This is a genomic window from Mesorhizobium sp. WSM4820 (genome assembly GCF_055811075.1).
This window is the reverse complement of the sequence record NZ_JBVVQN010000005.1, coordinates 237,588-257,631: the sequence shown is the minus strand read 5'-3', so window position 1 is coordinate 257,631 and position 20,044 is coordinate 237,588. Positions and strand designations below refer to the sequence as shown.

Annotated in this window: 15 protein-coding genes; 2 read left to right on the top strand and 13 right to left on the bottom strand. The window is 63.7% G+C overall.

The features are described from left to right. Positions 1 to 229: 229 nt before the first annotated feature. From AC0L2R_RS11100 to AC0L2R_RS11075, 6 genes are all read right to left on the bottom strand, one after another. A complete protein-coding gene (locus tag AC0L2R_RS11100; protein ID WP_473508829.1) occupies positions 230 to 1,204 on the bottom strand; it encodes an ABC transporter substrate-binding protein in 975 nt (324 codons plus the stop codon). A 520-nt stretch (positions 1,205 to 1,724) separates the two neighbouring features. Then, positions 1,725 to 2,510 (bottom strand): SDR family oxidoreductase, encoded by a 786-nt coding sequence (locus AC0L2R_RS11095; protein WP_473508827.1) that lies wholly within the window; start codon positions 2,508 to 2,510, stop codon positions 1,725 to 1,727. Positions 2,511 to 2,518: 8 nt separating this feature from the next. Beyond that, on the bottom strand, positions 2,519 to 3,283 hold the full coding sequence (locus AC0L2R_RS11090) for an SDR family oxidoreductase (RefSeq protein ID WP_441338722.1): 765 nt from the start codon (positions 3,281 to 3,283) through the stop codon (positions 2,519 to 2,521). 134 nt (positions 3,284 to 3,417) lie between these two features. Continuing rightward, a complete protein-coding gene (locus AC0L2R_RS11085) occupies positions 3,418 to 4,926 on the bottom strand; it encodes a sugar ABC transporter ATP-binding protein (RefSeq protein WP_473508826.1) in 1,509 nt (502 codons plus the stop codon). Between the two features lie 50 nt (positions 4,927 to 4,976). Then, entirely contained in the window at positions 4,977 to 5,915 is a 939-nt protein-coding gene (locus AC0L2R_RS11080; RefSeq protein ID WP_473508824.1) for a substrate-binding domain-containing protein, read from the bottom strand. Between the two features lie 150 nt (positions 5,916 to 6,065). Next, entirely contained in the window at positions 6,066 to 7,076 is a 1,011-nt protein-coding gene (locus AC0L2R_RS11075) for an ABC transporter permease (RefSeq protein WP_473508823.1), read from the bottom strand. A 431-nt stretch (positions 7,077 to 7,507) separates the two neighbouring features. On the opposite strand from AC0L2R_RS11075, the gene AC0L2R_RS11070 reads away from it, so the two are divergent. Then, positions 7,508 to 8,470, top strand: a complete 963-nt coding sequence (locus tag AC0L2R_RS11070) for a sugar-binding transcriptional regulator (RefSeq protein WP_473508822.1) — start codon at positions 7,508 to 7,510, stop codon at positions 8,468 to 8,470. On the opposite strand, the gene AC0L2R_RS11065 is transcribed toward AC0L2R_RS11070, so the two are convergent. The 6 genes from AC0L2R_RS11065 to AC0L2R_RS11040 form a co-directional block, all read right to left on the bottom strand. Continuing rightward, complete coding sequence (locus tag AC0L2R_RS11065) at positions 8,467 to 9,993, bottom strand: xylulokinase (protein ID WP_473508820.1); 1,527 nt, start codon at positions 9,991 to 9,993, stop codon at positions 8,467 to 8,469. The two genes, AC0L2R_RS11070 and AC0L2R_RS11065, sit on opposite strands and share 4 nt — an antisense overlap. A gap of 19 nt (positions 9,994 to 10,012) precedes the next feature. Next, complete coding sequence (locus AC0L2R_RS11060; protein WP_473508818.1) at positions 10,013 to 11,335, bottom strand: NAD(P)H-dependent oxidoreductase; 1,323 nt, start codon at positions 11,333 to 11,335, stop codon at positions 10,013 to 10,015. A gap of 355 nt (positions 11,336 to 11,690) precedes the next feature. Continuing rightward, positions 11,691 to 12,797: a mandelate racemase/muconate lactonizing enzyme family protein gene (locus tag AC0L2R_RS11055; RefSeq protein WP_473508817.1), complete on the bottom strand. Its 1,107-nt coding sequence runs from the start codon at positions 12,795 to 12,797 to the stop codon at positions 11,691 to 11,693. A gap of 259 nt (positions 12,798 to 13,056) precedes the next feature. Next, positions 13,057 to 14,226: an efflux RND transporter periplasmic adaptor subunit gene (locus tag AC0L2R_RS11050; RefSeq protein WP_473508815.1), complete on the bottom strand. Its 1,170-nt coding sequence runs from the start codon at positions 14,224 to 14,226 to the stop codon at positions 13,057 to 13,059. Positions 14,227 to 14,241: 15 nt separating this feature from the next. Continuing rightward, complete coding sequence (locus AC0L2R_RS11045) at positions 14,242 to 17,418, bottom strand: efflux RND transporter permease subunit (RefSeq protein WP_473508814.1); 3,177 nt, start codon at positions 17,416 to 17,418, stop codon at positions 14,242 to 14,244. Further along, complete coding sequence (locus AC0L2R_RS11040; RefSeq protein ID WP_473508813.1) at positions 17,412 to 17,669, bottom strand: hypothetical protein; 258 nt, start codon at positions 17,667 to 17,669, stop codon at positions 17,412 to 17,414. Before AC0L2R_RS11040 ends, AC0L2R_RS11045 begins: the two co-directional genes overlap by 7 nt. 263 nt (positions 17,670 to 17,932) lie before the next feature. On the opposite strand from AC0L2R_RS11040, the gene AC0L2R_RS11035 reads away from it, so the two are divergent. After that, on the top strand, positions 17,933 to 18,514 hold the full coding sequence (locus tag AC0L2R_RS11035) for a TetR/AcrR family transcriptional regulator (RefSeq protein ID WP_091596146.1): 582 nt from the start codon (positions 17,933 to 17,935) through the stop codon (positions 18,512 to 18,514). Between the two features lie 506 nt (positions 18,515 to 19,020). On the opposite strand, the gene AC0L2R_RS11030 is transcribed toward AC0L2R_RS11035, so the two are convergent. Further along, positions 19,021 to 20,043, bottom strand: a complete 1,023-nt coding sequence (locus AC0L2R_RS11030) for a LacI family DNA-binding transcriptional regulator (protein WP_473508812.1) — start codon at positions 20,041 to 20,043, stop codon at positions 19,021 to 19,023. Between the last annotated feature and the right edge of the window lies 1 nt (position 20,044).

The window sequence follows — 20,044 nt, the reverse complement described above, 5'->3', positions numbered from 1 at the left end:
AATCCAAGGAAATCGCTTCGGCAAAGACCCCTCATCCGGCCGCTTCGCGGCCACCTTCTCCCCGCTGGGGAGAAGAGGCAAATGCCGGCTCTAGCGACCTCTTCTCCCGTGGGGAGAAGGTGGCCCGAAGGGCCGGATGAGGGGGCCTCATATGCGCGAACCTTCTCCTGGAACGGAGTAGATACCCGGCTGATCAACAGCCGGGTCTCGCAGTTTCCAGTTGGAACGATCACTCGGCCCAGGCTTTCCAGTCGGCTTCGTGGGCGGCGATCCAGGCGGCGGCGACGTCTTCCGGCGTCTTGCCTTCGAGATCGATCTGGCCGCTCATCTTGTTGAGCTCGTCGGTGTCGATCGTGTAGTTCTTCGCGACCTTGTAGGCGACCGGCCATTTGTCCTTCATGCCGGCCCAGGAATATTTCCAGATCTCGCCATGCGGCTTGCCGCAGTCATACTTTGCCTCGGGGTTCACACCCCATTTCGGATCGGTGTAGCATTCCGGCGTATAGTCGGGGAATTCGACCCATTCGCCCTTGTACTTGGCCGGCGCCCAATGCGGCGAATAGACCCACAGCATGATCGGCGCCTTGCGCTGATAGGCCGAATCCAGCTCGGCGAACATCGCCGCGTCGGTGCCGGCATGGATGACGGTGAAGGGCAGGTTCAGCGCCGCGGCACGCTCGTCGTCAAAACCTTCCCATGTCACCGGGCCGCCGAGATAGCGGCCGTTCGGCGCCGTTTCGGCGGTCGAGAAGGCCTCGGCGCATTTCGGGTCCTTCAGCGCCTCCCAGTTCGGCAGGCCCGGGCATTTTTCCTTCATGTATTCGGGATACCACCATTCTTCCTTGGCCTTGGGCCCGAGCGGGCCGAGGCGTTCGGTCTGCCCGGTCGCATCCGAGGCCTTCATGGCTTCGCCGGCCGTCGTGTCCCAGAATTCCATGGCGACGGCGAGATCGCCATTGGTAAGGCCGGTGGTCAGGCTGGAGAGATAATCGGCGGTCGGATACTCGACCGTGTATCCCAGCTTTTCAAGAATGCCGCCGAGGATCTTTGCGTTCAGATTGACGCTGGTCCAGTCGAACAGCGCGATCTTGATAGGGTCGTTCGATTCTGGCGCCGCCGCTTGGGCCGAAGGCGTCAGTGCACTTGCCGCGGCAAGTGTTAAGGCTCCCATTGATAATCTCGAAATCAAACTCCGAAGTGACATGCCTGTGCTCCTGTCAAGCTCTGGTGGAAGTTATCGTTCGTTCCCTTCTTGCGTCTTTTTGATTGTGTTGGAAAAGCTGGTCGTTGCGCAAGTCCATTGGCAGCAAATTGCTGTCGGCGCTGAAGTAGGCGCAGACGGGAATGATGCCCAATTCGATGAAGAGGTCGTGCGACCGCGTCATGGCTGCCGTGCTGCCGAAGCAGTGATCCGCAGATCGATCGCCGCTCTTGCGGCGCCCTCAAGCTTGCGAGCCATCAAGGTCCCATGCTGTCGGCTCTCGGCAGTCGCCGAAGCCATTTTCATGAGATGAAATTATATATACCAACATTCATGTCGCGCAACGGCTAATGCGCCTCTTCCTTCTCCCCTTGTGGGAGAAGGTGGCCTCGCCCACGGGTCTTGCCTCCGGCAAGCCCGAGAACAGGCTCCGCGAGGGTCGGCCAACACCCCTCATCCGTCTCGGCGCTGCGCGCCGATCCACCTTCTCCCACAAGGGGAGAAGGCAAGAAGCGGTGGCGCCTCACGACATGATCAGGCCGCCATCGACATTGATCGTCTGGCCGGTGATGTAGGCGGCGTCGTTGCTGGCCAGGAAGCTGACCAGGCCCGAAACATCCTCGCCGCTGCCGGCGCGGCCCATCGGGATGTTCTTCACCCATTCGGCCATCAACTCACCCGGCTTGTAGTCGCCCATCAGTCTGCCCCATGCCGCGTCGTTGTAGGCCCACATGTCGGTATCGATGATGCCGGGACAGATCGCGTTGACGGTGATCTTCTCCTTGGCCACTTCCTTGGCGAGGCTCTGGGTGATGCCGACGACGCCGAATTTCGAGGCGGCATAGTGCGGCGTGTAGATAAAACCCTGGCGCGCCTGGCCGGAAGCGGTGTTGATCAGCCGGCCGCCGTCGCCATGCTTGCGGATGCGCGCGATCGCCTCCTGGCAGCACAGGAACACGCCCTTGGTGTTGACCGCCATCACCTTGTCCCATTCGGCCTCGGTCATCGCCTCGATCCTGGCGATGGTGATGACGCCGGCATTCTGCACGGAGATGTCGACGCGGCCGAACTGCTGTTCGGCCAGATCGTAGAGGGCGGCGACCTCGTCCTTCCTGGTCACGTCCATACGCAGCGATGCGACCTTGGCGCCCTCCGCCTTCAGTCCGGCGGCGACCTCGTCGACGCGCGGGTCGATGGCGCTGACGACGACAGCAGCACCCTCAGCCGCGAAGCGCCTGGCCATGGCCGCGCCAATGCCGCCGCTGGCGCCGGTGATGACCGCCGTCTTTCCCTCGAACCGGTTCTGCATGTTCTCTCCTACCAGCAGACGAAGCCGCCATCGACGATCAGGTCGATGCCGGTTACGAAACTCGAGGCGCGGCTGGCCAGGAACACGGTCGGGCCGACCATCTCTTCCGGCGCCGCCATGCGCCCCATCGGCGTGTCGCGCTCGAAGATCCTGACCTGGTCGGCGACCTCCGGCCGCTTGTTCATCGGCGTCAGCGTGTAGCCGGGGCTGACGACGTTGACGCGCAGGCCGCGATCGGCCCATTCCATGGCGAGACTCCTGGACATGTGGATGACGGCGGCCTTCGACGAATTATAGTGCGCCTGGGTCAGGCCGCGATTGACGATCGAGCCCGACATCGAGGCGATGTTGATGATCGAGCCCTTGCGCCGCGTCAGCATTAAGCGCGCTTCGGCCTGGCAGGACAGGAACACGCCGCTGACATTGACGTCGTAGAGCTTCTGCCATTTCTCCAGCGACAGCGTCTCGGCCGGCTCGGCCCCGGCGACGCCGGCATTGTTGACGGCGATGGTCAGCGCGCCGAGTTCCTTCTCCGTGCGTTCGATCGCCGCTGCCAAATCGGCCTCTGAGGTCACTGTGCCGGTCAGCACCAGTGCCTTGCGGCCGAGCGCCGAGATCCTGTGCGCGGTCTCGTCCAGCCCGCCCTTCGAGGCATGGCCGAAACAGGCGATATCGGCGCCGGCCTCGGCCAGACCGATGGCGATTGCTTGCCCGATGCCGCTGCCGGCGCCGGTGACGAGAGCAACGTCGCCATGAAGATCGAATAGTTTCATCGAAATGTTTTCCTGTTGAGCCGCCGGCGCTGCCCTGGGGAGGAAGGGGCGCCAGTCCTGACTGGCGCCCCGCGCGGTCCGGTGCCTGGGAGGATACCACCTGCTGCGCTCTATTCCGATCCTTTATGCCGCCCTCAGCTTGTGGCGAGCTCCATGACGGCGACGTTGCTTGCTTCGCTGCGGTCGAGAATGCCACGCTGGCGGCCACGGCTCAGCACCAGCACGCGATGCGACAGGCCGAGCACTTCCTCGAGGTCGGAGCTCACCACCACCACCGCCATGCCGGAGCGGGCGAGTTCGGCGATGACATCGTAGATCGCGGCGCGGGCGCCGACGTCGATGCCGCGTGTCGGCTCGTCCAGGATGAACACCTTGGGCGGCCGTGAGATCCATTTGGCGATGATCACCTTCTGCTGGTTGCCGCCGGAAAGCTTGCTGATCGCCTGGTTAGGCCGGCCCTTGACGCCGAGCCGGCCGATGCCGGCCTCGGCGAATTTCTGCACCGCCTTGGGAAACACCCAGCCATTCGGCGCGACATGGTCGAAATTGCCGATCGCCAGATTCTCGCCGATGGTCTGGTCGAGCACCACGCCTTGCGCCTTGCGGTCTTCCGGCACCAGCACGACGCCGGCCTTGATCGCCGCCGCCGGGCCAGTGAGGTGCACCGGTTTGCCGGCGATACGCACCGACCCCGAGGAAATCGGATCGGCGCCGGCAATCGCCCGCACCAGCTCGGTGCGGCCTGCGCCGATCAGCCCGGCGATGCCAAGGATTTCGCCGGCCCTTACCGAAAAGCTGACATTCTGAAAACTGCGTTCCGGCGAGGACAGGTTCTCGACCTCGAGCAACGCCTCGCTGCCCGGCTTCGACAGCGGCGGGAACATCCGCTCGACGCTGCGGCCGACCATCTGCTCGACGATCGTGCGCACCGGAACGTCGGCGCGCTCGTGGCGGGCGACAATGCGCCCGTCGCGCATCACCACGACGCGGTCGGCGATCTCAGCGACCTCGTCCAGCCGGTGGCTGATATAGATGAAGGACATGCCTTCCGCCTTGAGCTTGCGGATCTGCTTGAACAACAGCTCCGTTTCCTCGCTGCCAAGTGCCGCTGTCGGTTCGTCGAAGATCAGAAGCTCGGCATTGAGCGTCAGCGCCTTGGCGATCTCGACTTGCTGCTGGGCGGCGATGCGCAGCGTGCCCACCTTGCGTTCCGGCGAGACATCGAGGCCGAGCCGCTTCAGTTGGGCCGATGCCCGCGTATTCATGGCCGCGCGGTCGATGCGGCCGCCGCGCATCAGCAGGCGCCCGACATAGACGTTCTCGGCGACCGACAGATCCGGCAGCAGCTTCAGTTCCTGATGGATCATGCCGACGCCGGCGTCGATGGCCGCGGCGGGAGAGGCGGGGGAATACGGCTTCCCCCGCCATGCGATGCTGCCGGCATCGGGTTTGGTCGACCCGGCGATGATGTTCGAAACGGTGGACTTGCCGGCGCCATTTTCTCCAAGCAGCGCCACGACCTCTCCCGGCCGCACCTCGAAGCTCGCATCGGCCAGGACCTGCACCGGTCCGTAGCTCTTGCAGAGGCCGCTGACAAAGAGCCCCAGATGCGGGGTCTGCGTATGGCTGGGATCCAGGGACATCGTTCCGCTCGTCAACTGCCGGACTCTTTTGGGATCAGGGATGCCTGATATTAAGGATGCTTGGCGATGAACTGGTCGACGTTGTCCTTAGTGGTCAGCGTCGCATCCTGCAGCTGTTCTGCGGGAACGGTTTCGCCGGCCACCAGCTTGATCGCCGCATCGACCGAAAGCCGGCCCATGCCTTGTGTCTGCTGCGTCGCGGTCACGTCGAAAACGCCGCCCTTCAGAGCCTTGAGCGCCGCCACGTCGCCGTCGAAACCGGCGATCCAGACCTTGTGGCCGGGATTGGCGACCTTGACCGCCTGCGCCGCACCGAGCGCCAGCGCATCGGCCTGGCCGATGACGATCGATACGTCGGGATGCGACTGCAGCAGGTCCTGCGTCAGCTTGAAGCCCTCGTCCTGGTGCCAGCCTTCGCTCCATAGCTCGCCGACCACCTTGATGTCGGGATAGGCGCTCAGCGCTTCGCCGCAGCCCTTCGACCGGTCGACCTCGGGCGTCGTGCCTTTCTGGCCATGGATGATGATCAGCTCACCCTTGCCGCCGGCCTGCTTGGCGATGTAGTCGCAAACCGCCTTGGCCGATGCCACGCTGTTGGTGGCGATGAAGGTGTCGCCGGGTGCGCCCTCGGCGTTGCGGTCGACATTGATGACCGGGATGCCGGCAGCCTTGGCCGTCTTGGTCGGCACGGTGGCGGCGGTGGCGCCGGCCGGGATGTAGATCAGCGCATCGATGTTTTGCGTGATCAGGTCCTGCACCTGGCTGACCTGGGTCGCCGAATCGCCCTTGGCGTCGACGGTGACGATCTCGATGCCTTTTTCCTTGCCATAAGCCTCGACGGACTGCTTGATCTGGTTGAAGAAATCGGCCTGCAAATTGGCGACGGCAAGACCAAGCTTCTTGGCCTCCTTGGCCGAGGCCATATCGGACAGTCCGAGCAGCGGAACGACGGCCGCGGCAGCAAGCAGCAATGAACGTTTGGTCAGCATGTGTTTCCTCCGTTGATGTTCAAATCTGTCCCGCCGGCGCATCACGGCGCCCTTGGCCGAACAACTCCAGTTTCGGATCACCGATCCGTGTTCGCCCGGACATCCGGGTGAATTCTTTAATGCGCCCCACTCTTCATTGCGCGCCAGTCTTCATTGGGCTCTGCGCCGCCATGTATCCGTGGCCACCGCCAGCGCGATCACCACGCCGATCACCACCTGCTGGATGAAGGGCGACACACCAAGCAGGTTCAGCCCGTTGCGCAGCACGCCGATGATGAGCACGCCGATGGCGGTGCCGCCGATCGAGCCGACGCCGCCCGACAGGCTGGCGCCGCCGATCACCACCGCCGCGATCGTATCCAGCTCGTAGCCGAAGCCGGAACTCGGCTGGACGGAATCAAGCCGTGCCGCAAGCACGATGCCGGCGAGCCCGGCCAGAACGCCGCAGACAGCATAGACCCAGTTGGTCAGCGACTTGACCGGTATGCCGGACAGCCTGGCGACCTCGGCGCTGCCGCCGATCGCGTAGAGGCTGCGACCGGTCGCGCGATAGTTGAGGAAGATCGCGAAGATGATGGCCAGAACGATCATCAAGCCGACGGTGACCGACAGGAAGCCGAAATGGCGGATGATCGACAGGCTGGTGAACCAGTCGGGGAAGCCGATGATCTGCGAGCCGTCGGTGATCATGTTGGCAAGACCGCGCGCCACCGACATCATCGCCAGCGTGGCGATGAAGGGTGGCAGCTTGGTGACGGTCACGAGCAGGCCTGAAACCAACCCGCAAAGCCCAGCAACGACAAGCGCTGTGACGATGCCGGCAGGCATGCCGAGATTGAGGTGGTCGGGATGGGCGACGAAGCCCATCACCATGGCGGCGAGCGCCAGCACGGAACCGACGGACAGGTCGATGCCACCGATCAGGATGACCAGCGTCATGCCGATCGCCATGATGCCGAGCACCGTGACCTGGTCGAGCACGTTGAGGATGTTGCGGACAGTCAGAAACGTGTCGGTGGTCAGCGACAGCGCAAGGCACAGCAGCACCAGCCCGATTAGCGGTCCCATGGTTCCGGCGAACAGGGCCGAAAGCTTCGCGCCCGCCGCGGCCTGTGCATTTGCGCCGGCCTTCAACTCGCTTGCACCGTTGCTCACAGCCATTTTGTCTCCTCCATCAGCGATCCGGCGATGCGTCGTCGGCTCACTCTTGTTCACCAGGCACCTCCCTGTGAACAATTTATCTTTGATATGCAATTTTGTTCAGCTAAACTGTTCGTCGGAAAATTGTCAAGGCCCGCCGCATCATTCCACGCCGGTTTGCGCCGCCAGCCGGTTTGCCTTACGAAAGGGCATGAAATGCCGCGTTCTCAGGTCCGGTCGCATCCTGCGAATTCATGTCGGCTGCTTGAGCAGGGCAGGACGGCCAAGACGAAGTAAATGTTGACCATTTTGGCTTTCATTCACGTTGTAGAGATATCCTGTCGATGTCCTGAATCTCGAATCCTGGGCACAGCACGATTTCGCGTCGTTTGGTCGGATAACGCCATTTGAATGGCATTTAAGGATTCAGACGACCGCGGGAGGGCAAAAAGATGGCGATGACAGACAATGACAAGGCCTCGCGCTTCCCGGATGCCGAGCTGAAGGCGCGTGCCGCGTGGCACTATTATGTCGAGGGTCTGACGCAGGAGAGGATTTCGGAGATCCTCGGCATCGGCCGCATCAAGGTGCATCGCATCCTGTCCGCCGCGCGTGAGGAGGGCGTCGTCCAGTTCCGCATCCGTGACAGCGTCGTCGAATGCCTGGTGCTGGAAGAGGCTCTAAAACAGCGTTTTGGGCTCAGCCAGGCCGTTGTGGTGCCGTCGGCCGCCGACCGAAGCAACGCGCCGCTGATGATCGGCCATGCCGCGGGCGCCTATCTGGCCGACAATGTGAATGCCGGCGATGTCATCGCACTGGGCTGGGGGCGCACGCTGAAGTTCGCCATCAATGAATTGCCGCGGCGGCCGATCGCCAGGACGACGGTGGTTTCCATGCTGGGCGGCCTCACCCATGCCCAGCCGCTCAACCCGACCGAAAGCGCCTGGGAATTCGCCGAAAAGATCGGCGCCGAGTGCTTTCTGCTGCCGGTGCCGGTCTATGCCGACAGGCCGGAGCAGCGCGAAGCCTTCATGAGCCAGCGCAGCGTTCAGGACGTCGTCTTCCGCGCGCGCCGGGCAAACATCGCCGTGCTCAGCGTCGGATCGTTTTCCACTGACAGCCCGATCGCCAATTACGGCTTCATCAAGCCCAGCGAACTCGAAGAGCTTCAGGCGGCCGGCGCAGTTGGCGATATTTTATGCCATTTCATCGACGCCGACGGCCATCTCGTCGACCATGAGGTCAACCGCCGGGTCTGCGCCTATCCGCTGCAGGACCTGTCGGACATCCCGGCCATCATCCTGGTCTCGGGAGGGCAGGAAAAAATCGCCATCATGCGGGCGGCGCTTGCCAACACCAGGATATCGGTTCTGATCACCGACGAGGACGCCGCCAAGGGCCTGCTCAACCGCTAAACCTGCCCGACTTCACCGAGCCGCACATGGGTCTCGCGCGTCGCCTGGTAGAGGTCGCGGTAGATTGCCTTGCGCGCACGGTAACTGGAGACCAGGCCGTCGACGGGGTCGACATGCCTGGTCGGCGGCGCGGCCATCGCCTCAGCCGCCGTTTCAGACGAGGCAAACCATCCGATAGCGGAAGCCGCCAACATGGCGGCGCCGAGCGCTGCGGCTTCGTTGACCGGCGAGACGGAGAGCGGCCGCTCGAGCACGCTTGCCATGATCCGCATCAGCAGGGCGCAGTTGGTGCCGCCGCCGGCGGCGATCATCGCCGCCGGTTTGCCGCCGGCCTGCGTTTTCGCCGCTTGGGTTTCCGCTGCTTGAGTTTCCATTGCCTCGCTGGCTATGGCCTGCTCGAAGGCGATGCCTTCCAGAACCGCTCGAAAAAGGTGCTTCGGCTCATGGTCGAGCGACAGGCCGACAATGGCGCCGCGCGCCGCGCCGTCCCAATAGGGGCTCATGACACCGGCCCAATACGGCAAGACGAGCAGGCCCTCGCTGCCGGCGGCAACGTCGACCGCTGCATTCTCCAGGGCTGCAGCCGACGGCGAGCCGGTGGTGCGAACGATCCAGTCGACCAGTTGCATGCCCGAGCGCAGCACGGTCTCCAGCATGAAGCCCGAGCCGGTCGGCGAGACCAGCGTTCGAAACGCGTCCGACGTCGTGATCCCATGGGAGTAACAGCCGCTGACGATGCCCGAGCCGAGCGAAAGATAGTTTTTGCCTTCGCCATAGACGCCCATGCCAAGGCCCATCGCCTGGCCGTCGCCGGCGCCGGCGACAACAGGCGTGCCAGCCTTCAACCCGATCAGCCGGGCCACGCTTTCGCCAAGCCCGCCACAGATCGCGCCGGGCGCGACCAGTCGCGGCAACTGGTCCGGGCGCAGTCCTGCGGCCGCGACGAGTTCAGGACGCCAAGTGCCATTCTTGACGTCGAGCAGCCCGAGCGGATCCGCACTTGCCGTGCTGGTGACCAGACTTCCGGTCAGCCGGTGGACGAAGAAGCCGTGCACGTCGACGAGTGCGGCCGCGTCATCAAGCGCTTGCGGCTGGTGCTCGGCAAGCCAGGCGATCGCATAGAGCGCCGGCGTCGGGTCCGGCGGCTTGCCGCTCCAGTCGCGGATCGTCTCGCGGCCGAGCTCCGCCGAAAGCCTGATGACTTGCGGGCGCGCCCGCTCGTCCAGCCACAGGATCGCCGGAATGGGCGGCTTGCCGGCATGATCGATCAGCGCAAATGTCTCGCGCTGGTGGGCGATAGCGATCGCCGCCACCCGGGCAGCGCCAACCGCCTCAGCGACCTGCTTCAAGGCGCCGAGCAGCGCGGTCCACCAATGTTCGGCATCCTGCTCGAAATGGCCGGGCCTGGGATTTGAAAGCGGATAGGCTTCGCGCGCCTGGAACAGCTCCTTGCCGTCGCGCGTGAAGGCAATCGCTTTCACGGCCGTGGTCGAGGCGTCGATCCCGATTACGACATCGTCCATCAGGCGGGAATCCAGCGGATCAGGCGGCGTTCGTAACGAACCGTCCGTCCGACTGGTCGAGACGACGGCGGATCTGGGTTATCACCATCGAATCGTCGGGTACACAATTTTCATAGGTGAGGAAATCGCCTGTCTTGACCGGCTTGACCACCTTGGCGCGTTCGGCGAGGCCGAGCGGCAGGGCGCCGCGGGCGCGCGCGTCCTCCCAGGTCATGGCGAAGCCGCGATAGTCGTTCTCGCCGATCATGCCGAGCAACTGGCCAGGGGCAAGCTCGCTCTTGGCGACCGCCACCGCCTCGGCGACCGGATGGTCGAGCGGCTCCATGTCGGCGCGCTTGTAGACCACGGCGCGCGCCGCCGACAGCGGCACTTCCAGGCTGGTCAAATGATAGGGGCGGAAGATCGTGAAATACGGGCCCTTGCCGACCTTGAGGTCGATCATGCGCTCCAGCACGCGCGGATGCCTGGTCTCGATGATGCAGAACACGCCGGGCGCCACGCCCTTGCCGATCGAATAGTCGACGACGCCCTTGCGGTGCAGCACGCCGCCATCCTCGCGCGGGCAAAGCACGCCGGCGAGTTCCTCCAGCGTCGCGGTCGGGCCGTGCATGCCCGGCACGTCGGGCACCAGGCCGGTGGCGTTGGCGATCGCCACCATCTCGATCGCCGTCTTCGAGCCGTCGACGAACTCGACCAGCATGCGCGCATTCATGTTGCGCTCGGCCGCCTCCTTCTCGTAGTCGGCCGGCATGGCGTCGATCTTCAGCGGATTGTTCTTGCCCTTGCCGGCGGCGATGATGTTGAAGCCGAGGCTCCTGGCAAAGCCGATGATCTCCAGCGTGCAGGCCGGCTCGTCGCCGGCCGCACCGGTATAGACGACGCCGGCCTTGCGCGCCTCCTCCTTGAGGAAGCGGCCGATGGTGATGTCGGCCTCGACGTTGAGCATGACGATATGCTTGCCGTTCTTCATCACTTCAAGCGCGAACAGCGTGCCGATGTTGGGATTTCCTGTCGCGTCGATGATGACGTCGATGCGGCCGGCCGCAGCCAACGCATGCAAATCTTCGGTCACCGCGATCTTGCCGGCCTCGATGGCGCGGTCGATCGCCGCCGCATTGCCGGCCTGCACGATATCCGAGCGGTCGTGGCCGGCGAGCAGCGCCGCATCGATCGCCGCCTGCGGCCTGACCTCGGAAATGGCGCCGATCCGCATGCCCGGCATCAGCGCGACCTGGACGACGATGTCGGTGCCCATCTGCCCGGCGCCGGCAAGCCCGATGGTGATCGGTCCCTGCTGTTCAGCGCGCTGCAAAAGTTCCGCTGCAAATTGCGGATGGGCCATGTCGCTTCCTCCAGTTCCTGACGCGCCGCAGCGTCGAAGTCATCATTTTGAACATTCCTATTTCCAAATGAAAAATATTTCAACCGGCAATTCGGCAGCCGTCCCCGCAAACATTCTGTGATTTAATTTGTGCAAGCCTTGGCTTGCGGCTTGGCAGCGCGGTCAGCGAGGGCGCAGAAGGCGGTGATCTCTTGGGATGCAGGCGGCGACGACCGTGACATTCCTTCTCGCAAGCAAGCGAGTGCGACGAAAAAACTGTTTCACGACCGCTCAGCTGCCGCTGCGCCTATCGCCAGCGACGAAGCCGCGCAACAGAGAGCGCCAGCCGGAATGCTGGCGCATGCCAGTATATCAGTCAGCTGCCGACCTCGAAGAAGGGCGCGCCAAGCAGGTCGGGAACAACGTCGATGCCGAGGCCCGGCCCGTCCGGAATGCCCATGCGGCTGCCCGAAACCGGCGGCTTGTTCGATGCGGTGCGCACCGTCACCCATTCGTGGAAGGCAATGGCGTGCAGCCGGCGCTCCTCCGGCGTCGACAGCGACAGATGCGCCATGGCTGATGTGTCGATCTCGGCGCCGCCGGTGTCCTCGACGGTGATCATGAAGCCCAGGTCGACGGCAAGGTCGCGGATCTGGCGCGTCCTGGTCACGCCGCCGAGCCGCGAGATCTTCAGCGTCAGCCCGTCGGCCGCCCCCTTGCGGTGGATGTCGAGCATGTCGTCCAGCGAGGCGACGGATTCGTCGAGCACCATCGGCTTGTCGAGCGAGCGGCGCACCGACATGCATTCGTCGATCGTGGTGCAGGGCTGCTCGAACGTGTAGTCGATGGCGCGCGTCGCGTCAGCGAACTGGCGCGCCTGATAGGGCGTCCAGCCGGCATTGGCGTCGCAGAAGATGACGGTGCCCCTCGGCACTGAAGCGGCGACCGCGGTGACGCGCTCGATGTCGTCATGGACGTTGCCGCCGACCTTGACCTGCAGCCGGTGAAACCCGTCCCTGACGATGCGCTTGGCCAGTGCGGCCATCGCGTCGACGGTGCCATGGGTGACGACCTTGTAGAGTTCCGCCGTCTCGCTCTCGCGCCCGCCGAGCAGCGTCACCAGCGGTATGTCGGCGGCGCGTGCCGCGAGATCCGAGCAGGCCATGTCGAGCGCCGATTTGATGTAGGGATGGCCCTTGAACACCGTGTCCATCAGCCTGCCGATACTGGCCAAGGCGCTAGGATCGTGGCCGAGCAGATGCGGCGCAATTTCGATGACGCCGGCGCGAGTGCCGGCCGCGAATGCCGGCGAGTAGAAATTGCCGAGCGGCGCCATCTCGCCCCAGCCGGTCAGCCCGCTGTCGGAGGTGATGGCGACGATCACCGCGTCGAACGCGTCGGCGACACGCCCCTTGGACATGCGGTAGGGCCCGTCCAAAAAGGGCTGCACGACATGGTAGGCCTTAATGGTTTTGATCCGCAATTTTTCTGTCCGTCGCTGTGACGCCCTGACGAAGCCGCCAACCGGCATCGTCCGCTGGGCTCAACTGCCGTCAGGCCGGTTGCGCGTCAGGCCGGCGCGATCGGCCTTGACGCCTCTGAAGCACACTGTTCGAGGCAGCGCGCATAGGCAAGCAATTCTTCGAAGCTGTGCCGATGTCGCCGGCCTTGTCGAACTGCTCAGCAAAACGGCGCCCTCGGCATAGCCGGGGGCGCCGCTGGACCGGGCCTGATGGGGGGTATCAGGTGGCAGGTTTCTGTGGCAGCGGCGAGACAGGCATTCCCGGGCCGATCTTCTGCAGATTGCCTGTTATCACCTGGTCGCCTTCCGCTACGCCGCTCGAGATCGCCACCAGGTCGCCGTTGGTCGGCCCCAGCGAAACAATGCGCTGGTCGACAGTATTGTCCTTGCCGACGACGTAGAGATACTTACCGAGTTGGCTCGATCCCAATGCCGTCTGCGGCACCATCAGTGCATCTGGCTGCTGCTTGATATGCAGCCTGACACGAACATATTGGCCCGGCAGCAGCGTGAACTTGGCATTGCCGATCGTCGCGCGTGCGGTGATGGTGCCGGTCGAGCGATCGACCGTGTTGTCGATGAAGGTGAGCTGACCTCTCTGGCGCGGTTCCGTATCGCCGGGAAGCAGGACGTCGACATCGATGGGTCCCGTCGCGCGGGCTTCCTCGATCTGTGCCAGATCCGTTTCGCTCGGATTGAAGGTGACATAGATCGGGTCGAGCTGCACCAGCGTGTTGAGCACTGTGCCGGCGACGCTGACCAGCGTTCCGACCGAGGCCTGGTTGCGGCCGACGCGCCCGGCGAACGGCGCCTTGATTTCCGAATAGCTCAGATTGAGCTCGGCGGTCCGCACAGCCGCCTGGTTGACGGCGAGTGATGCCTGGGCCTCGCGCAAGCTGCTGGTGCGCTGGTCGAACGCATCCTTGGCGATGTATCCGCTCTTGGCCAGCTCGGTGCCGCGACCAAGGTTGGATCGTGCATAGTCGAGCGTTGCCTCGTCGCGCTGGACCTGAGCCTTCGCCTGTTCAAGGGCAGCCTGGAAATCCTCTGGAGCGATCTTGTAGAGAAGGTCGCCCTTCTTGACATCGCTGCCGTCGGGCGCGACCTGCTCCTGCAGATACCCCGGCACGCGCGCCTGCAGCGTGATGCTGCGGATCGGCTCGGTGCGAGCGGCATAGTCGAGATAGATCGGGATCGTCTTCTTGACGACGCTCACCACTGGCACCGGCATGACAAAAGCCGCGGGCTCGGGCGCCGCGGACTCAGGCGTTGCCGCCCCTGCCGTGCCGGCGTTGAGGCCGAAATTTCCCATGTCGAGCAAGTGGACGCTGGCCATCGAGACCGCCCCCACGGCAACAGCCGCTCCCAACGCAATTTTCCATTTACGCATGATCATTCTCCAATTCTATTCGGCCGCTTCGGCCAATCGCTCGAAAGCGGGTTCGGCAGTTGGTTCAGTCGGTTCGGCGACAGGCTCGCTCTTGCTGCCGCGCTCGCGCAGCTGCTCGATCACCGCGTAGAAGACCGGCACGAACACCAGCGACAGGATCGTCGCTGCGACCATGCCGCCAAAGACGGTGGTGCCGATCGACTGGCGGCTGGCTGCACCGGCACCTGTCGAGAACATCAGCGGCAGCACACCGAGGATGAACGCGAAGGCGGTCATCAGGATGGGCCGCAGCCGCAGGCGCGCCGCTTCCATTGCGGCGTCGACGATGCTGAGACCTTCCTCGCGCCGGCGCCGGGCAAACTCCACGATCAGAATGGCGTTCTTCGCCGCCAGCCCGATCAGCATGACGAAACCGATCTGCGAATAGACGTCGATCTGCATGCCGCGCATAAGTAAGGCGACAAAGGCGCCGAACAGGGCAAGCGGCACTGCGAGCAGGACCATGAAGGGCATGGCCCAGCTCTCATATTGGGCGGCAAGGATCAGGAAGACGAAGACCATGGCGAGACCAAAGACGATCGAGGCGATCGATCCGGCCTTGAGCTCCTGATAGGTGATGCCCGTCCATTCATAGCCGAAATCCTTCGGCAGCGCCGTGGCGGCGGCACGCTCCATCGCAGCGACCGCCTGGCCCGAGGAGAAGCCGGGTGCGGCACCGCCATTGATCAGGGCCGACGCATTGTTGTTGTAGTGCGGGACGGTTTCCGGGCCGACGATAGGCACCAACTTGCCGAGCGTGCTCAACGGCACCATGCCGCCGGAGGCATTGCGGACATAGAGCCGCGAAATGTCGGCGGCACCCGCACGCGCATCCTTGTCGGCCTGGATCGTCACCCGGAAGGTGCGGCCGAACAGGTTGAAGTCGTTCACATAGAGCGAGCCGAGATAGATCTGCAGTGTGTTGAACACGTCGGGCAGGCTGAGGCCGAGCAGCTTCGCCTTGTTGCGATCGAGGTCGTAGTTGAACTGCGGCGTCGAGGTCGAGAACGACGAGAACAATTGCTGCGGGTTGAGTTCGGGCTGCTTGCGCGCTTCGGCGAGCACGGCCTGCGTCGCGTCGTTGAGCGCAGCGCTGCCGCGACCGGTCAGGTCCTCCACCTGGAATTCGAAGCCGCCGGTCGTGCCGATGCCTGGAATCGAAGGCGGATCGAAGCTCAGCGCGAACGCTTCCGGAAGTTCCATGAGCTTCGAGCGCACGTCGGCGACGAGCTTCGAGGCGCTCTGGTCAGGGCCGCGTTCGTCCCATGGCTTCAGGATGGCGAATTCCACCGCCGAGTTCGACTGGGCGGCACTGGTGAGGAAGTTCAAGCCGCTGATCGAGCCGACGATATCGACACCAGGCGTGTTCTGCAGGATGTCGCGCGCTTTGCGGGCCACCGCGTCGGTGCGCTCCAGGGACGCGCCGTCCGGCAACTGGATGACCACGAAGAAATAGCCCTGGTCCTCGACCGGAAGGAAGGTCGAGGGCAGGCGCTGCCAGACGAAATAGGTCGCGACAAGCCCAGCCGCGAATATGCCGAGCATGATCCAGCGCAGGCGGATGAGGAAGCGCACACCATTGGCATAGGCATGCGACAGCCGATCGAAGCCCGTGTTGAACCAGCGGAACAGCACGAATTGCGTTGCCGGGCGGTGGCGCAGGAAAGCGGCGCTGAGCGCCGGGGTGAGCGTCAACGAGACGAAGGCGGAGATGCCGAAGGAGATCGCCACCGTCAGGGCAAACTGGTTGTAGAGCCGGCCGGAAACGCCGGGTATGAAGGCGACAGGCACGAACACGGCCATCAGCACGGCGGTTGTGGCGATGATCGGGCCGGTGACCTCGGCCATCGCCGCGCGCGTCGCAGCCAGCGGTTTGAGGCCGGCCTCCAGCTGGCGTTCGACATTCTCGACGACGACGATCGCGTCATCGACGACGAGGCCGATCGCCAGCACCATGCCGAGCAGGCTGAGCATGTTCAGCGAGAAGCCGAACATGTACATGACGACGAGGGTGGCCACCAGCGACACGGGAATCGCGATCGTCGGGATGATCGTGGTGCGCCAGCTCTGCAGGAAGATGAACACCACCGCGACAACCAGGACCAGCGCCTCGCCGAGCGTGACCAGCACGTCGTGCATCGATGCCGAAACGAAACGTGTCGTATCGTAATGCATGGCGTAGCTGACGCCCTTCGGGAAGCGGGCCGACAGTTCCTGCATCTTGTCTTTGACGCGCTGCTGCAGATCGAGGGCGTTCGAGCCCGGCATCTGGTAGACCGCGAGCACCACGGTCGGGTCCTCGCCGAAGAACGCCGACGACGAATATTGCAGGGCGCCGAGTTCGATGCGCGCGACGTCGCGCAACCGCACCAGCGAACCGTTCCCGGCATCGGCGCGCACGATGATATCGCCAAATTCCTTGGGGTCGCTCAGTCGGCCGACGGCATTGACCTGCATTTCGAAAGCGGTGCCGGCCGGCGCCGGCGACTGCCCGATCTTGCCGGCCGCAACCTGGACATTCTGCTCGGCGATGGCGTTTTGGACATCGACGGCGGTGATGCCGAGATTGGCGAGCTTGTCGGGATCGAGCCATACGCGCATCGAATAGCGCCGCTCGCCGAAGATCTGCACGTCGCCGACGCCGGGCAGGCGCTTCAGCGGGTCGACCACTTGCAGGTAGGCGAGGTTGCTGAGCGCGACCGGATCGACAGAGCCGTCGGGCGAGGTGAGGTTGACGATCAGGACGAAGTTCGGATTCTGCTTTTTGATCGTCACGCCGCCCTGGTTGACGATGGCCGGCAGCGAGGACGCCGCCTGTGAGACGCGGTTCTGGACATCGACGGCGGCGGTGCTCAGGGGATAGCCGACCTCGAAGGTGACGGTGATCGTCGAGGAGCCGTCATTGGAACTCGACGACGACATGTAGGTCATGCCTTGAACGCCGTTGATCTGCTGTTCGAGCGGCGTCGTGACGGTGTCGGCCACGACTTGCGCACTGGCGCCCGGGTAGTTGGCGCTGACCACCACCTGGGGCGGCGTGATGTCGGGAAACTGCGAGACAGGCAGCAGGAAATAGCAGATCGTCCCGGCGAGCACCATGATGATGGCGATCGACGATGCGAAGATCGGACGGTGGATGAAGAAATTTACCATGACACGCACGCCTCACCCGATGCTCTTGCTTGGCCAAAGGCCTTGGCTACCCTGGACAGCCGCCGGCTGCGGCTTTGCCCGGAATCCTCCAGGAAACGAGGCGGCGCCTTGCGGCTGCGGCCTTGCGCATCCGCAAGGGTACGCAGCATCGTCTCGAAAGAGCGCGGGTCGACACGGTCGGCCTGCATCAGCATCCGGATCATCGGATCCTTCACAACTTCGTCGATCGTCAAATCTTTGCGCTGCGACATCGTAGCGGCTCCTGGCTTTGGCGATCTGTGGCGTACGCCGCCGCAGATCGGGTGGTCTTCCTTTTCGCGGCCAAAGTCGCCTGGGGCGCAGTTTCATGCCTGGGCCGATTTGGCGGAGGCTGTTCACAGGCGCCTGCGAGATTGACACGAGGCAATGGGGGTGTTACCAGTAAGTAACATCTAGAAGTTACAGACCGGTAACACCCTAGTCAAGAGGTGTGCCGAGGGATTTTTCGGAAATCCCGGAAACCAAGGAGGTTTTGATGGAAGACGGCACTGCGGAACGCATCCGCCCCCGGGATCGCATCCTGGAGACGGCACGGGATATGTTCCACAAGCATGGCATCAAGGGCGTTGGCGTCGACGCGATCACTGAGGCCGCCGGTACCAACAAGATGACGCTCTACCGTCATTTCGAGTCCAAGGACGATCTGGTCATCGAGTGCCTGCGGGCGACCGCATGCAGCGCCAACGCGATGTGGCAAAAGTTCGAGGCGGAGCATCCGGGCGACAAGCTTGCGCAACTGCATGCCTGGGTTCGGATGGCAGCCGATTGCCTGATGATGGACGGCCGCGGTTGCGACATGGCCAACGCCGCCATCGAGTTGAGCGAGACCGACCATCCGGCCCGTCGGGTAATCAAGGAACTCAAGCAGGCTCAGCGCGACCGCCTCGTCGGCCTGTGTCGGGATGCCGGCATCGGCCAGGCAGAGCTTCTCGCCGATACATTGTCGCTGCTGCTTGAAGGCGCCCGTGTTAGCCTGCAAAGCGTCGGAGCCGAAGGCCCCAGCGCGCAGTTTGTCCGCATGGCGGAAGGCCTGATCACCTCGTTCAAGGCTAGATAGTCTCGCAAGCGGCGAAACGATCGCTGGCGTGTTCATTGCAAGCCGCGCCGCGAGTGCTCTTTTGCCTTGGGATGTGCTGTCATCTCACGTCTCCGTTGCCGGTCTGTCGCCGCGCTCTTGCGCGCGGCGGTCGCTGCTGGTTGTGAGCAGGCTAGGCCCGATGGCGAATTGGTGAGAGTGACAAGTGTGGCGGGATTCCGATGGGGCTGCGGCACTGCCCGAACCAGCCATTGGCGATTGCCGCCGCCTTGCCCGACACCCAAGAACAAAAAAAGCCCGCTGCCGGGAGGAGGTGGCAGCGGGCTCGATTTCGAATACGACGCGGGAGGAGGTGCGCCGCACTCAGCGTCGGCATCGCATCTGGGAGGAGTAGATGGCCGACACCTGCGAAACTATCAATTGCCCAATGATTCGGCAATAGCAAAGGATGCATAGCAGATGTGCAGATTCGCGGTATCAACCGAATATTAACCATCGCGGCGACCAACCGTGGCGCTTGCGTGGCATCACTGGACCGGAACGTTCTCCTTGAAGATCAGGCGCGGTTCGATGAATTTCCGCGTCAGATAAGGCGCCGAGGAAGCGATCGAGCCGAGCAGGCGAATGACTGATTGCTCGGCGATCAGCCGTGCATTCTGGTCGATGACGACATCGAGCAGATCGTCGACGAGATAGCTGCGTGTCGCTCTTGTCAGGTCGTGACAGATGAACACCGGCTTCCTTTGCGGCTTGGCTTCCAGCAGCGCTTTCGCCACGCCAGAGCGTCCGGCGCCGACGCAATAGATGCCGAGCAGTTCCGGCTCGTTGTGCAGCGCCTTCATCGTCGCCGTGTAGCTGATATCAGGCTCGTCGTTGATCTCGACGGCGCTGGTCACGGTCAAATTGCGGAACTCCTCGCTGAGCACCGAGCGAAAGCCCATTTCGCGTTCTTCATGCCCGCGATAGGAGCGTGAGCCGACGATCATTGCCAGATGGCCCGTGCGGCCGCCCAGGAAACGTCCCATCAAAAGGGCTGCGGTGCGCCCGGCGACACGGTTGTCGATGCCGACATAGGCCGATCGCGGCGCGCCCGGAACGTCCGACACCAGCGTGACCAGGCGGATGCCGGCTTCGACGATCTCGCGCAGGATGTTGCGCGTTCTCGGGTGATCGATGGCGATGACGCCGACGCCGTTCGCCCTAAGCGAGAGGTTTTCGACCGCCGCCTGCAACGCGTTCGGCGAGATCCCGGCGAGTTTGTGGATCCGACAGGAGGCGACAAGCGGCAGGCGTGCCGCATAATCCTCGATATGATTTGCCAGATCCATCATGAAGGCATTGGAGCCTATCGGCAGGAAGAACTCGAGATGCGCCGGCCGCGAGGGCAGCGTGACCTGATCCACGACCGGCAAATAGCCAAGCTGCTTGGCCGCCTCCATCACCCGCTGCCGGTTGGCGGCGCTGGCGCCCGGCCGGTTGTTCAGCACCCGGTCGACCGTCGCGGTCGACAGCCCGCAGCTTCTGGCGATGTCCGCAACGGTGGCTTTCATA

Excerpts from the sequence above, each read along its gene's own strand:
- AC0L2R_RS11075 (WP_473508823.1), bottom strand. The coding sequence starts at position 7,076 with ATGGCTGTGAGCAACGGTGCAAGCGAGTTGAAGGCCGGCGCAAATGCA.
- AC0L2R_RS11090 (WP_441338722.1), bottom strand. The coding sequence starts at position 3,283 with ATGAAACTATTCGATCTTCATGGCGACGTTGCTCTCGTCACCGGCGCC.
- AC0L2R_RS11050 (WP_473508815.1), bottom strand. The coding sequence starts at position 14,226 with ATGCGTAAATGGAAAATTGCGTTGGGAGCGGCTGTTGCCGTGGGGGCG.
- AC0L2R_RS11100 (WP_473508829.1), bottom strand. The coding sequence starts at position 1,204 with ATGTCACTTCGGAGTTTGATTTCGAGATTATCAATGGGAGCCTTAACA.
- AC0L2R_RS11035 (WP_091596146.1), top strand. The coding sequence starts at position 17,933 with ATGGAAGACGGCACTGCGGAACGCATCCGCCCCCGGGATCGCATCCTG.
- AC0L2R_RS11030 (WP_473508812.1), bottom strand. The coding sequence starts at position 20,043 with ATGAAAGCCACCGTTGCGGACATCGCCAGAAGCTGCGGGCTGTCGACC.
- AC0L2R_RS11045 (WP_473508814.1), bottom strand. The coding sequence starts at position 17,418 with ATGGTAAATTTCTTCATCCACCGTCCGATCTTCGCATCGTCGATCGCC.
- AC0L2R_RS11060 (WP_473508818.1), bottom strand. The coding sequence starts at position 11,335 with ATGGCCCATCCGCAATTTGCAGCGGAACTTTTGCAGCGCGCTGAACAG.
- AC0L2R_RS11040 (WP_473508813.1), bottom strand. The coding sequence starts at position 17,669 with ATGTCGCAGCGCAAAGATTTGACGATCGACGAAGTTGTGAAGGATCCG.
- AC0L2R_RS11065 (WP_473508820.1), bottom strand. The coding sequence starts at position 9,993 with ATGGACGATGTCGTAATCGGGATCGACGCCTCGACCACGGCCGTGAAA.
- AC0L2R_RS11095 (WP_473508827.1), bottom strand. The coding sequence starts at position 2,510 with ATGCAGAACCGGTTCGAGGGAAAGACGGCGGTCATCACCGGCGCCAGC.
- AC0L2R_RS11070 (WP_473508822.1), top strand. The coding sequence starts at position 7,508 with ATGGCGATGACAGACAATGACAAGGCCTCGCGCTTCCCGGATGCCGAG.
- AC0L2R_RS11080 (WP_473508824.1), bottom strand. The coding sequence starts at position 5,915 with ATGCTGACCAAACGTTCATTGCTGCTTGCTGCCGCGGCCGTCGTTCCG.
- AC0L2R_RS11085 (WP_473508826.1), bottom strand. The coding sequence starts at position 4,926 with ATGTCCCTGGATCCCAGCCATACGCAGACCCCGCATCTGGGGCTCTTT.